Consider the following 12452-nt stretch of genomic DNA (forward strand, 5'->3'; position numbering starts at 1 on the left):
AAAACTCGGTTGAAGATAAGCAGGATTTTACAAATTTTTCAAAAAAATGTTGGCAAAAATGCCGTAAAAAAAGGCAGGTTAGACGGGCTAACACTACCTTTAACGCAGGATAAAAATTAGGGTAATCAAAGATTATAAGTTAGCGATAACTGCATCACCCATGTCTGAGCAAGAAACCAGCGTGGTGCCTTGTTCAAAGATATCGCCTGTGCGTAACCCTTGCTGCAATACTTTTTGCACTGCTTGCTCAACTTGTGTGGCACGGGCTTCATCATTGAGGCTATAACGTAACAGCATCGCCAATGACAAAATGGTTGCTAATGGGTTGGCTTTATTTTGACCGGCGATATCAGGGGCAGAACCATGCGATGGTTCATATAGCCCTTTACCTGTGTCATTTAAGCTCGCGGATGGTAGCATACCAATAGAACCAGTCAGCATCGAGGCTTGATCGGATAAAATATCGCCAAAAATATTGCCTGTGGCGATCACATCAAACTGTTTTGGGGCTTTGACTAGCTGCATCGCTGCATTGTCGACATACATGTGAGTCAATTCAACATCTGGGTATTGGGCAGCCACTTCAGTGAAAATCTGCTTCCAAAACTCTGTGGTCTCAAGCACGTTGGCTTTATCAACTGAACAGAGTTTTTTACCGCGTTTTTGCGCCGCTTCAAAAGCGACTTTGGCAATACGGCGAATTTCTGATTCGCTGTATTTCATGGTGTTGTAGCCTTCTTTCTCACCGTTTTCAAGTGTACGAATACCGCGTGGTTCACCAAAATAAATATCGCCGGTGAGCTCACGGACAATCAAAATATCTAAGCCGGATACCACTTCAGGTTTTAAAGTTGAGGCATTGGCAAGCTCTGGGTAAAGAATGGCTGGGCGAAGATTGGCAAATAAATTTAAGTCTTTACGAATCGCCAGTAATCCACGCTCAGGGCGGACTGAGCGTTCAAGGTTATCATACTGTGGGCCGCCGACAGCGCCGAGCAATACTGCATCAGCCTTGCGACACAGATTTTGGGTAGCTTCTGGATAGGGTGAGCCATGCGCATCATACGCGGCGCCACCTAGCAGCCCATACTCATAGCGAGCGTCTAATCCTTGCTCGATTAATTTGTCCAATACTTTGACAGCTTGTCCAATGATTTCAGGACCAATACCATCACCTTGTAATACGGCGATTTGTTTTGTCATGTTACTTCCTTAACGTTAATACACAACTTTTTGCTGACAACGCAGCTTTTAAAATTTTGCTAGTTTCTAAAAAATAATTGAATCAAGCGTTATTGAATGACGCTTTTTGCGTGACGCTCTAAGGCACATCTATAAAGCCACTTTTACAAATTCATTCGATAAAGCGCCTTGCTGATTGGGTTTTTTACACCATTGATTGGTAAGTTTGGCATTTTCGTACAAATCAATACACAGTGGCGTTGGGGCAGACTGCGCTAGCAAACTATAATCGGTCTTTTGAATTTGGCGGTAGGCTTTGAGCTCATAGCGTTTACCGCTTTCAAAACGATGGATAAAACTAAAACTTTCAACCGTCGTCAAGTCTTCATCCAAATAAAAACGGGTGGCAACCATGTGCTGACCACTGGGAAAACTTACCAAGTAATTTGGTATAGTAGACTTGCTCTGCGGCTTACTCATGAAAGGTGTGACGGTCACTGGGCTAGTCACTGAGCTATGGTTGCCAAGTGTAGCGCTAGGGGTGTGAGTTGATTGATTAATAACTGACAACGTGCCAATACGATTGATTTCACAGGCATAAATACCCGTACATTTTAGGGTGCTTTTGCCTGCAGCAATCGGTTGCGGCGCTGTTACCACTGAGGGTTTGGCGCGTGCGCTTGGCTGATTTGTCATTGATTGACAGCCAGATAGCGCCACTGCTGAACAAATTGCAATGGCTACAACAGGCAAACAGTCAAAGTGAAAAAAGCGCTTCGTAAACATCATGGTCGTTATTCCCTCAAATCAAAAAAGCAATTAAAAAATTGCAGTAACAGGGTGCCTGCCATAGTTAGACGATGATAATCATGGCGGATGATGTCATGATTTACACACAGTCCTAGGCAAGCTAAGATGTGACTAACATAACCAATATCCCAACCTTTGTCAAAAAATGCCTTTTTAGACGCGGCTTATACGCAGATTGGGATACATGATGGATAAGCTCTCAATGATAGACTATCAATAATGAAGCGCTACTGACATTGTAGATTTACCTAACCAAGCAGTACTTCAAGCCGCGCCTGTGCCAAATACCCAAGGGCGTGATTGTTTGGCGTTTTCTTCATACGCTTTGATGCTATCAGCTTGCTGTAATGTCAGACCAATATCGTCTAAACCGTTGAGCAGACAGTGCTTACGGAATTCATCGACGTCAAACGCATAGCTTTTGCCAGATGGTGAAATCACTTGCTGTTTTTCTAAATCCACGGTTAATTGATAGCCATCTTGGGCAAAACATTCGGCAAACAATTCACTGACCGCATCTTCGCTTAAAATCACTGGCAACATGCCATTTTTAAAGCAGTTGTTGTAGAAAATATCGGCAAAACTGGGCGCAATCACCGTGCGAAAACCGTATTCTTCGAGCGCCCAAGGGGCATGCTCACGGCTTGAACCACAACCAAAGTTTTTACGCGCAAGCAAAATGTTAGCACCTTGATAACGGGGCTGATTCAAAATAAAATCAGGGTTAATAGGGCGTTTGCTATTGTCTTGACCAGGATAGCCTTCGTCTAAATAACGCCATTCATCAAATAGATTGGCACCAAATCCTGTACGTTTGATAGATTTCAAAAACTGTTTTGGAATGATTTGGTCAGTGTCCACGTTTGAGCGGTCTAGTGGGCAGACAATGCCCTGCTCAAGGGTATATTTTTTCATAGTTCTACCTTAATAATTTCTCACGTCAACAAAATGACCGGCTAATGCCGCGGCAGCTGCCATCGCAGGGCTGACCAAATGGGTGCGTCCGCCATTGCCCTGACGACCTTCAAAGTTACGATTGGAGGTACTGGCGCAATGTTCTTTTGGCTGCAATTTGTCCGCATTCATGGCGAGGCACATCGAGCAGCCTGGCTCCCGCCATTCAAAACCCGCTGCAGTAAAGATTTTATCTAGCCCTTCGCTTTCTGCTTGTTGTTTAACCAACCCAGAACCAGCTACCACAATCGCTTCTTTGACGCTATCTGCGACTCTGCGACCTTTGATAACAGCCGCCGCCGCGCGAATATCTTCAATACGTGAGTTGGTACAGGAGCCGATAAACACCCGATCGACTTTGATGTCAGTGACCGGTTGACCTGCGGTCAAACCCATATACTCATAAGCGCGTGTCCAAGCCTCTTTTTGTACGTCATCTTTTGCGGCATCTAGGGTAGGGACGTGCGCGCTGATATCCACCACCATCTCAGGGGATGTTCCCCAAGACACTTGGGGTGCAATGTCCGCGCCTGCCATCTCAATGACGGTATCAAACACGGCATCAGCATCTGAATGCAGGGTTTGCCAGTAAGCCACGGCTTTATCCCACATTTCACCCGTAGGCGCATAGGGACGACCTTTGACGTATTCAATGGTGGTGTCATCAACGGCCACCATACCAACGCGTGCGCCGGCTTCAATCGCCATATTACACACGGTCATACGCCCTTCCATGCTCATGTCACGGAACACATCGCCTGCAAATTCAATGGCGTAACCTGTCCCGCCCGCGGTGCCGATTTTTGCAATAATCGCTAGTACCACGTCTTTTGGCGTGACACCTTCACCCAATTTGCCATCGACTTTGATAAGCATATTTTTCATCTTGGTTTGCACAAGACACTGTGTTGCCAATACATGCTCAACTTCACTGGTACCGATGCCGTGGGCAAGACAGCCTAACGCACCATGGGTTGCGGTATGTGAGTCGCCACATACCACGGTCATCCCAGGTAACACTAAACCTTGTTCTGGACCTACCACATGCACAATGCCTTGGCGCACGTCATTGATGGTAAATTCAGTGATGTTAAATTTGGCACAGTTTTCATCGAGTGTGGCTACTTGCAGGCGAGAGACGTCATCTTTAATGCCTGCCACCCCTTCTTTACGTTCGCTCGCCACCGTCGGGACATTATGATCAGGGGTGGCGACGTTTGCTGACAAACGCCAAGGGTCACGATTTGCCAAAGACAAGCCTTCAAATGCTTGCGGGCTTGTTACTTCGTGTAATAAATGACGGTCGATATAGATAAGACTAGAACCGTCGTCTCGTTGATTGACTAAGTGATCTTGCCAAAGTTTATCATAAAGCGTTTGCGCTGCCATGACACATATCCTATGGTTTTTTATAAAAGGGCGTAGTAATTGGGTAAACAATAACGCCATTATAACAAAGAAAAATGATAATTTTAATTGATGATTTTTATATTTTATAAAAATTTTAGGAATGTATTGGACGATTAAATAAATTGTATTTGTCCATACGTTGTCTTATAATCTTATTTAATGTATTTTTTAAAGAATGAAACTTTTATTTATATCAAATGGTAGGGTTTTAGTTTTGGGGGAAAGATGAATACCACAAATTTAAATACTTTCTTAGCGGTTATGCAAACAGGTAGTATCTCGCAGGCGGCTGATAAACTATTTATTACACAGCCTGCAGTAAGTAAGCGTATCAAAAACTTAGAAGACGAATTTGATGTCACACTTTTTGATACTGTGGGTCGTGGTATTATCCCAACCCAAGCGGCGCATGACTTGATACCCCATGCCAAACGCTGGCTAGATGATTATGATAATCTAAAAATTAATCTTAAAAACCGCCAGCAAACGGTGTCAGGCAAGCTGATTATCGGTACCAGTCATCATATTGGCTTACATCATTTGCCAGCTGTCCTCAAACAATTTATCCAAAGCTATCCTGCGGTACAGCTTGAAGTGCATTTTGTCGATTCTGAGCAAGCGCATAAAGCAGTCCTTGATGGGGACTTGTCATTGGCTTTTTTAACGCTACCCCCTGTGTATGATAAACGTCTAAATTATCATATGCTATGGTCAGATCCGCTGCATTTTGTAACGGGTGTTTTATCGCCACTGGCGCATAAAATGAACGTGACGCTTGAGCAATTGGCGAATTATCCAGCGATTTTACCCGCCGCCAATACCTTTACCAGCCAAATCACTTTAGCTGAATTTGCCAAATATAACTTAAAACCGTATGCCACGATGAGTACCAATCCGCTAGAATCAATTCGTATGTTGGTATCGGTTGGGCTAGGCTGGTCGGTGTTGCCGCAAACATTAGTCAATCAAGATTTACAGCCGATTAATATGGATACCCCCGTTGAGTTGCAACGCTATTTGGGTTTGGTCACCAACCCCAATATCACGGTATCTGCAAGCATGGCAGCCTTGCTTGACATGTTGGGATTAGAGGTGGATGGTAAACATCGCGATTAATGGTTCGACATAAAAAAAAGCCTATCGATGTGATAGGCTTTTTTTATGGGACTTACTTCTTCTGATAAGTTAAACGCAGGCCGTAAATCCAAGCATCGTTGTTTTGGAAATCCCCCACTAAATCGCCATTGGGGATTTTTGATTTGGCATCGCCAAACATCAAATATTTCACGCCTGCCGACACGGCGACTTCGGGTGTAACATTGTACTTGGCGCCTAGACCCACATTCCAATGACCTTCCACAGGCCCTAAGGTGGTGGTAGGATCACCCGCGCCGCTATCCCAACCCACTGAGCCTGATACTGCCCATTGATTACTTAATTTTTTACCCAAGCCCACTTCTGCTGCCCAGCCATCATCTGAGTAATCAATCAAGTTTAAACCATTGGGGTATAGGGGTTTAAAATCCGCCCCTGTGGCTTTTTTGGTCGTTGCATTATAAAGAGGCGGTTTGATGGAAAAATCACTCCAAGGTACCCAACGCAGTTTTGCGGTCAATAGCGTGGTTGGGTTTAGACCTGTTTGAAAGTCAACATTCACGGATTTTGGGGTAGTGATGGTCATGTCATAACTGCCTGATTCGCTAGTTGCAGGCATGGACTCATACGCTACGGTGTTATGATCAATTTCAGAGCGATAAGTCAACGCCGCTTTAAGCGCAATCTCAGGTTTGCTATAGGCTAAACCTGCCATCCAACCATAACCATTCGATTGGGCAAAGATACCATCATAACCTTGGGTAGAATTGTAGGCTTTACCGCGTAAATGCACTTCACCTTCTAATTTTTGTAATACCGGCCCGCCATATACTTGCCAATTATTTTTTTCGCCAAATTTGACCCCCACCAAACCTGTGAAGTTTTTACTATCAACAGAGACATTGGTACCTTCGTTGGGGTGCTGAGCGATATTGCTAGCTAGATTGTAGACTGCCCCTGCTTGCTGTGCGGTTTTAAGCGCGTTAGCCGCGTTATAAGCGAGTGTTTGGTTGGTTGGATCTGCTTGGTAAGCAGCAGCAGCGGTTTTTGCAGCTGTGGCGGCTGCTTGCGCCGCTTGTCCTGCACCAGCAACCTGCTGCGCGCTGACTGTACCATTGACAAAGTTATTATTGCCTGTGAACTCAACATCCGCGCCCCACGGCTGGTCAAAAAACACACCCACACTGACTTTATCATTGATGTCTGCTTTTGCCCCATAATTGATAAAATCATAGTTTAGCGCCATGTTGTTGGTATCGCGACCTTCTTCATACGTGGTTGGCGAAGGGGTGGTGGCAGCGTTGTCTTTGCCAGTAATCGATGGGTCAATGGTAATTCGTTCGATGTAAGCAAAAGTGCCATCTTGCGTAAACCCCCAACTTGGCTGAGTTGAGCGGTCAAGCCCCGCGGCTTGGGCAGCGCTAGCAAATGAAATGCTGGCAATAGCGAGTGTTAAGGATTGCAATCTTAATGACATGAAATACTCCCTTTTACATGGATATTGATAAAGTGCGAATTGGAGAGCTTGCTAAAGGTTGCTAAAAGGTATGAAAAACTTAGACAGGATAGTGATGCCTTCCAATGGACTTACAAAGAATAGTTAAAAACTTACGCCTTGACAACTTATGGCTTACAAAAATGACGCCAATTTCTGACCTGATAAGTCACTAATAGAGTATTTACAGTGACATAAGTATAAAAAAACACCGATTGATATAATCGGTGTTTGAATCAAAACATGACAAAGTATTAATTTACTCTAGCCAAATTCATTTCCATTTTTCTACCATCATTGTTTTGAACCACTTTGACAGGCAGATAATCAAGTTTTGGGGCTAACCAAAAACTGGTTTGACGGTCTTTGTCATCATGCACGCGATCGATACGCACCACATCAAAAGTGCCCGCTGGCACAGTAATGCGAGTCATGGCAGATTTTTTAAAGGGCACCGCTTCAACTGTATTACGATCTGCCATGTAATAGTTACCACGGAATTTGCCTGCTTTTAAATCCTCGCGAATTTGAATTTCCAAACTCAAATCATCATACGCAGGCTGTGGCAAAGCAATGACTTTATTTTGACCTTTATAATTGGTGACTAGCTGTTTTTTTGCATTATTAAAGTTCAATGTGGTAGTTCGACCCGTTCCTAAGATTTTGTATTGGGTTAACGCGCTGACCGGTAAGATAGCGCCATTAGAATTGACAAAATTGGCGGTTTGCTTGGCACTGGCTAATTTACCGACACTTGCATTGACGTTATAAAAATACTGATTGCCAGTTTGGGTCAATACACGGCTTGCGGTACCATTGTATTTGCCTTCAATATTAAAATTATAGGTTGCATTAAAAGGGGCAACTGCTGCATTCGCCATAGGGGTGATAGCCATCGCTGACACCGCTGACACGAGTGAAGTACTTACTAACAGTTTTTTTACTAAAGAATTTTTCATGTTTCATCCATCAAATAACGTTCATAAGATAAGGTTAAATCTGTTTGGTATGCATACAGTAGTATTGACGGCAAGCAAATACAAGCTAGTTAACAAAAGATTGTGATTGTGCAATAAACGAAAGTCTTTATGAGGTATTTGGGTGAAGGGGTTAAAAAATTGACAACAAATTGCAAAATTTCGTAATTTTCTGCTTGAACAAATTGGCATACATCCCCACTGTTAGACAGTGAATTGATAACATGTGATAAGCATATGATTATTTATGCAAACAGATAGTTATCATCTTTTTGTGGTTGGCAAAATAGCGGTGGTCTTTTGAGCTGACCTCTGAGCTGATCACAGCTTTCAAAGCTAACTACGGCTTTCAAACAATAATTTAACAGTTAATTTATGGAGTAGATTATGGCAATTCGTCCTTTACATGATCGTATCGTCGTGCGTCGCAGCGAAGAAGAACAAAAAACGGCTGGCGGTTTATTACTAGCAGGCAGTGCCCAAGAAAAACCTTCTCAAGGTGAAGTCATTGCAGTAGGTAATGGTCAAATCCGTGAAAACGGCGATGTACGTGCGCTCGATGTCAAAGTCGGCGACAAAGTACTATTTGGTCAATATGCCGGCTCAACAGTTAAAGTAGATGGTGAAGAATTATTGATTATGAAAGAAAGTGATGTATTAGGTGTGATTGAAGGTTAATCAGTCATTGCTCTAAACAATCGTTTTTTACCCAAAAGCTAATTTACCCAGTCTTAATCTAACTGGTTAAGTACTTGGTAAAGTAATTGATAGCAACCGTGGTAGCAATTTGGACTACCTTATACAAATAAAAATTTATAATTTGGAGAATTTAACATGGCTAAAGATGTAAAATTTGGTATTGATGCCCGTGCAAAAATGATTGACGGCGTCAACGTATTGGCAAATGCGGTTAAAGTAACATTGGGCCCTAAAGGTCGTAACGTGGTTATCGACAAATCTTTTGGCGCACCCACCATCACTAAAGATGGCGTATCAGTGGCTAAAGAAATCGAACTTGATGACAAATTTGAAAACATGGGCGCACAGCTGGTCCGTGAAGTTGCAAGCAAAACCAATGATGTTGCAGGTGACGGTACTACCACAGCGACTGTTTTAGCCCAAGCAATTTTGCAAGAAGGCATGAAATCAGTTGCCGCTGGCATGAACCCAATGGACTTAAAACGTGGTATCGATAAAGGTGTACGTGCCGTTGTTGCACAAATCCACGCATTTTCAACCCCAGCCAATGACACCAAAGCCATCGCGCAAGTCGGCTCTATCTCAGCTAACTCTGACCAAACTATCGGTGATTTAATCGCTCAAGCGATGGAAAAAGTGGGTAAAGAAGGCGTGATCACGGTTGAAGAAGGTTCAGGCTTTGAAGATACCCTTGAAGTCGTTGAAGGTATGCAGTTTGACCGTGGCTACATCAGCCCATACTTCGCTAATAAAGCAGATACATTGACCGCTGAACTAGAAAACCCATTAATCTTGTTAGTCGACAAAAAAATCAGCAACATCCGTGAGTTGATTCCACTGCTTGAAAACGTGATGAAATCTGGTAAAGCCTTACTGATCATTGCTGAAGATGTTGAAAACGAAGCCTTGGCAACTTTGGTTGTGAATAACATGCGCGGCGGTTTAAAAGTTTGTGCTGTTAAAGCCCCTGGTTTTGGTGACCGTCGTAAAGCAATGCTTCAAGATATCGCTATCTTAACGGGTGGTACGGTTGTATCAGAAGAAATGGGCATGAGCTTAGAAACTGCGGATTTATCAGTATTAGGTACTGCCAAAAAAGTGACTGTTGGTAAAGAAAACACCGTGATTGTCGATGGTGCCGGTCAAAAAACTGAAATCGATGATCGTGTTGCCTCTATCCGTCGCCAAGTCGAAGAATCAACCTCTGATTACGACAAAGAAAAGCTACAAGAGCGTATTGCCAAACTCGCAGGCGGTGTTGCAGTTATCAAAGTCGGTGCGGCGACTGAAACTGAAATGAAAGAGAAAAAAGACCGTGTGGATGATGCCTTGCATGCAACTCGTGCTGCCGTCGAAGAAGGCGTTGTAGCAGGTGGTGGTGTGGCATTGGTTCGTGCTATCTCTGCGCTTGACAATGTCAACGGTGACAATGATGACCAAACCGCGGGTATCAACATTTTACGTCGTGCGATGGAAGCACCACTTCGTCAAATCGTCAGCAATGCAGGTGATGAAGCATCTGTAGTAGTAAACCAAGTCAAAGGCGGTCAAGGTAACTACGGTTATAATGCGGCAACTGGTGAATACGGCGATATGCTAGAAATGGGTATCTTAGACCCAGCCAAAGTCACTCGCTCAGCGCTTGAAAACGCAGCATCTGTGGCAGGCTTGATGCTTACGACAGAAGCAATGATTACTGACTTGCCGAAAGAAGATGCTGGCGCTGCTGCCATGGGTGGTATGGGCGGCATGGGTGGTATGGGCGGCATGATGTAATCGAAAGATTATATCCCACTCAAGCCATTTAGCTAAAATCAAAACCCTATTAAACTTCAGTTTAATAGGGTTTTTTAATTAGGGAAATTATCACAACCATGACGATGGAACTACCGACCGCTTTACTCCCACAAGCCAAAACTATCGGTGTATTCAATAAAAATGTGTTAAAAGATAGTATGAGTGGGAATTTATGGGCGGATATTTTGCGTTAAATGGCGGCGCAGTTAATCATTATCCCGTCTAAAAACATACTCAGTTGAGCTGGAAGCATTTTCAATAAACTGATAGCCTTCCAAGTTAAAGTCTTTTAACTGTTGCGCGGTTGTCAGCTGATTTTCAGCAGCAAAACGCACCATCAACCCGCGCGCTTTTTTGGCATAGAAGCTTATCACTTTATATTTACCATCTTTGCCGTCTTCAAAACGGGGCGTGATAATATCCGCGCTGATTTTTTTGGGATTGACTGCTTTAAAATATTCATTGGAAGCCAAGTTTACCAAAACTTTGTGTTTATTTTCTGGCATGCGTTGATTGATTAAATCGGTAATCGTATCGCCCCAAAATTGATATAAATTCTCGCCTTTGGGATTTTTTAGTTTTGTGCCCATTTCCAGGCGATAGGGTAGCATCAAATCAAGCGGTTTTAACAAGCCGTACAACCCAGACAATATTCCTAATCGCTCATTTAAATAGTGCACTTGTTGTTCAGTCATTTGCTGCGCTGCCAAACCTGTATAGACATCGCCATCAAATAAATACAGCACCGCTTTAGCAGGTATATCAGCATGATCGGTGCTAAATGGCTGAGTAGTGTCCCATCGCCAATTTTGGTTGCGCACGGCATTTAATTGCCCAAGTTTACCTGAGATACTCATCAACGCCGACAAATCGGTTGGTGCTAATGTTTTTAATTCAGCCATCAATTCGCAAGCGTGCGCCATCAAAGCAGGCTGGGTGTAATGTTGACTAAAATCGAAAGGTAAATCATTTTTTTCATTCAAATTTTTGGCAGGCGAGAGCACAAAGTACATGGGGTATGTTCCGTTTACTTTATCGGTTAAGAATTCGAGCGGTTAAGATAATGATAATGGCAGAGCAGGGCGCAAAGATAACGCCCAGACCACATAGATTAGGCGAGTTTGATTTTATCTTTTAACAAAAATTCCATCAATGCTTTTTGGGCATGCAGACGATTTTCGGCTTCATCCCATACCACAGCGCGCGGATCCTCAAGCAAATCATAGGAGATTTCTTCGCCGCGGTGGGCAGGCAGACAATGCATAAACAATACGTCTGGATCGGCTTTATCCAGTAATGAGCGGGTCACCATATATTGGGCAAATCGCCGCGCACGAGTATTTTGCTCGCTCTCTTGCCCCATACTTGCCCATACATCGGTGGCAACCAAATGCGAGCCTTTGACCGCTTCATTAACATCTTCAACCAGCTCTACACAGTACGAATACTGTTTTATGAGGTCGGCATTGGGTTCAAACCCATAAGGCGCTGAAACCCGCAATTGAAAGCCAAATTGATGCGCGGCATGGATAAAAGAAGCGCACATATTATTACCATCCCCAATCCAAGTCACCGTTTTGCCTTCGATGCTGCCACGGTGTTCCATAAAGGTTTGGATATCGGCTAGTAGCTGACAAGGATGCTGTTCGTCAGTGAGCGCATTGATAACAGGCACTTGCGAATACTGGGCGAATTTTTCAACAATACTGTGTTCAAAGGTGCGAATCATGACGATATCGACCATGCGAGAGATGACACGTGCTGAGTCTTCAATCGGTTCGCCACGGCCAAGCTGGGTATCGCGAGGTGATAAAAATATGGCATGGCCGCCAAACTGTCCCATCCCTGTTTCAAACGAAATACGGGTACGGGTACTCGATTTTTCGAAAATCATCCCCAAGGTACGACCGACAAAAGGCTGATAAATAACCCCTTCATGCTGCATCAAACGCAGTTCGCTGCCACGTTTAATCACTTGCATCAATTCTTCTTTGCTAAAATCCAATAACGTCAAAAAATGGCGGGTACTCATT

General features: G+C 43.7%; 11 protein-coding genes. 3 read left to right on the forward strand and 8 right to left on the reverse strand.

The genetic code is table 11. The features are described from left to right. Window positions 1-132: 132 nt before the first annotated feature. The 4 genes from leuB to leuC all read right to left on the reverse strand — a co-directional run bounded on the left by leuB (window position 133) and on the right by leuC (window position 4335). A complete protein-coding gene (leuB, locus tag RTJ53_RS00190; RefSeq protein ID WP_312275322.1) occupies window positions 133-1203 on the reverse strand; it encodes a 3-isopropylmalate dehydrogenase in 1071 nt (356 codons plus the stop codon). 129 nt (window positions 1204-1332) lie between these two features. Continuing rightward, window positions 1333-1971, reverse strand: coding sequence for a hypothetical protein (locus RTJ53_RS00195; protein ID WP_312275323.1), 639 nt, complete (start codon window positions 1969-1971; stop codon window positions 1333-1335). 285 nt (window positions 1972-2256) lie between these two features. Then, a complete protein-coding gene (leuD, locus tag RTJ53_RS00200; protein WP_007114912.1) occupies window positions 2257-2907 on the reverse strand; it encodes a 3-isopropylmalate dehydratase small subunit in 651 nt (216 codons plus the stop codon). A 9-nt stretch (window positions 2908-2916) separates the two neighbouring features. After that, a complete protein-coding gene (gene leuC / locus RTJ53_RS00205) occupies window positions 2917-4335 on the reverse strand; it encodes a 3-isopropylmalate dehydratase large subunit (RefSeq protein WP_099808268.1) in 1419 nt (472 codons plus the stop codon). Between the two features lie 246 nt (window positions 4336-4581). Here leuC and RTJ53_RS00210 point away from each other — a divergent pair, with 246 nt between their 5' ends. After that, entirely contained in the window at window positions 4582-5472 is an 891-nt protein-coding gene (locus tag RTJ53_RS00210) for a LysR family transcriptional regulator (protein WP_095356087.1), read from the forward strand. Between the two features lie 52 nt (window positions 5473-5524). On the opposite strand, the gene RTJ53_RS00215 is transcribed toward RTJ53_RS00210, so the two are convergent. After that, window positions 5525-6928 (reverse strand): hypothetical protein, encoded by a 1404-nt coding sequence (locus tag RTJ53_RS00215; protein ID WP_312275324.1) that lies wholly within the window; start codon window positions 6926-6928, stop codon window positions 5525-5527. Between the two features lie 272 nt (window positions 6929-7200). After that, entirely contained in the window at window positions 7201-7905 is a 705-nt protein-coding gene (locus RTJ53_RS00220; RefSeq protein ID WP_312275325.1) for a DUF3108 domain-containing protein, read from the reverse strand. Between the two features lie 402 nt (window positions 7906-8307). On the opposite strand from RTJ53_RS00220, the gene RTJ53_RS00225 reads away from it, so the two are divergent. Then, window positions 8308-8601, forward strand: a complete 294-nt coding sequence (locus RTJ53_RS00225; protein WP_198001374.1) for a co-chaperone GroES — start codon at window positions 8308-8310, stop codon at window positions 8599-8601. A gap of 156 nt (window positions 8602-8757) precedes the next feature. Continuing rightward, a complete protein-coding gene (groL, locus tag RTJ53_RS00230) occupies window positions 8758-10398 on the forward strand; it encodes a chaperonin GroEL (protein WP_312275326.1) in 1641 nt (546 codons plus the stop codon). Window positions 10399-10625: 227 nt separating this feature from the next. On the opposite strand, the gene yaaA is transcribed toward groL, so the two are convergent. Beyond that, window positions 10626-11432, reverse strand: a complete 807-nt coding sequence (yaaA, locus tag RTJ53_RS00235) for a peroxide stress protein YaaA (RefSeq protein ID WP_312275327.1) — start codon at window positions 11430-11432, stop codon at window positions 10626-10628. Between the two features lie 98 nt (window positions 11433-11530). Continuing rightward, complete coding sequence (gene argF / locus RTJ53_RS00240) at window positions 11531-12451, reverse strand: ornithine carbamoyltransferase (RefSeq protein ID WP_312275328.1); 921 nt, start codon at window positions 12449-12451, stop codon at window positions 11531-11533. Between the last annotated feature and the right edge of the window lies 1 nt (window position 12452).

It is taken from the genome of Moraxella sp. CTOTU46711 (assembly GCF_031975715.1).
GTDB lineage: Bacteria > Pseudomonadota > Gammaproteobacteria > Pseudomonadales > Moraxellaceae > Faucicola.